The organism is Natronococcus sp. (genome assembly GCF_047921035.1).
In the GTDB taxonomy this organism is placed as follows: domain Archaea; phylum Halobacteriota; class Halobacteria; order Halobacteriales; family Natrialbaceae; genus Natronococcus.
On record NZ_JBLRWX010000212.1, the window covers coordinates 1 to 1682 of the forward strand.

Sequence of the window (1682 nt, forward strand, 5' to 3'; positions counted from 1 at the left end):
CGACCGCCCTCGTTCGCACTCGGCCGGTCGACAGCGCACGCCACCGCAGGAAGAATGGTCGGACCGAACTGAGACGTAGTTCCCCTGTCTCGAGCGGTTCGACGAGTACGGGACCCGATCTCTGCCGCGCTAACCCGAAGTTATAATCCGTCCTGCGGCTAGTATCGGACCGTTCAATGCGACAGTTCGACGAGAACGTCGACGGCTACTACGACGTAGAGAACCAGCTGCCGCGATACCTCCGACGGCTGGCGGAGCCCCAGCTCGAGCGCGGCGACGAGCGACGGGAGGCGATCGACTCGATCGAAGCGGCCGAGGAGCACCGCGAACGCGTCCGCGAGGATTTCCTCGAGGCGCTCGGCGGCCTGCCCGACGAGCGGGCGGACCTGAACGCGACCCGGACCGACCGCCTCGAGTACGACGGCTACGCGGTCGAGACGGTGCTCTTCGAGAGCCTGCCGGACTTCCACGTGACGACGAACGTCTACGTTCCCGAGGGCGCGTCCGCCGACGACCCTCGCCCCGCGGTGCTGTTCGTCTGTGGCCACGCAGCCACCGCGAAGACCGCCGACGGCTACCAGCAGGGGTGTATCGACCTCGCGCGCAACGGGTTCGTCGTCCTCGCGATGGACCCGATCGGGCAGGGCGAGCGCCACCAGTTCTACGACCCCGAGACGGGCGCGATCCCGATCTCGGACGACTCGAGAGACTACCCGCGGACGAACACGCTCGAGCACACCTACCTCGCCCGGCAGTGCATGTTCGCGGGAGGGAATCTGGCGCGCTATTTCGTCTGGGACGGGATCCGCGCGCTCGACTACCTCGAGTCCCGCCCGGAGGTCGATCCCGACCGCCTCGGGGTCACCGGCAACTCCGGGGGCGGGATGCAGACCAGCTACCTCATGTTGGCCGACGACCGGATCGCCGCCGCCGCGCCGTGCTGTTTCATTACCTCGAAGGAGGCGTACATGCGAACGGGCCAGGGACAGGACGGCGAGCAGATCGTCCACCGCGCGATCGATCGCGGGCCCCGGTACGACGACTTCCTGCTCGCGTTCGCGCCCAAACCGGCGCTGATCGGGGCCGCGCAATCGGATTTCCTCTGTATCGAGGGGACACACCGGTCCTACGAGCGTGCCTCGAGCGTGTACGACCTGTACGATGCGGGCGACGCGCTCGAGTTGACCGTCGCCGACTCGACCCACGGCTTCGGCCCGGAGCTGCGCGAGGCGACGGTCAACTGGTTCCGGCGCCACCTGCTCGGCGAGGCGCCGACGTTCGAGACGGGCAATCCCGCGACCGAGGACCCGGAACGGCTCCGGTGTACCGACGCCGGCGAGGTCCGGGACGCGTATCCAGACGGACGGACCGTCGTCGACCTCAACCGCGAGTACCTCGCGGAGACCGCGCCCGAGACGGCGACGGCCCCGGCGGTCGACGACGCGGACGCCTACGCCCGCCGGCTCCGCGAGCGCCTCGTCGGCTCGCGCCAAGGCGCGGATGCGCGTCGCGTCACGGCCGTAACCCCGCAGGTGCGACTCGGCGATGTCCTCCCGCGTCCAACCGTGCACTTGCAGCGCCTCGGTGTGGCAGCGGCGGTTTTCCACGCCCGCCACCATCTCGGCGTGGTCGATCACGTCTTCGGCCATCTTGCGGTAGGTGGTCCATTTGCCGCCCGTGAT

At 69.0% G+C, this 1682-nt stretch carries 1 protein-coding gene; it reads left to right on the forward strand.

What is annotated here, in order from left to right; translation table 11 throughout:
* Positions 1-176: 176 nt before the first annotated feature.
* Positions 177-1682: alpha/beta hydrolase family protein (locus tag ACNA7R_RS20220; protein ID WP_416285333.1), on the forward strand; the 1506-nt coding region annotated here is incomplete at its 3' end.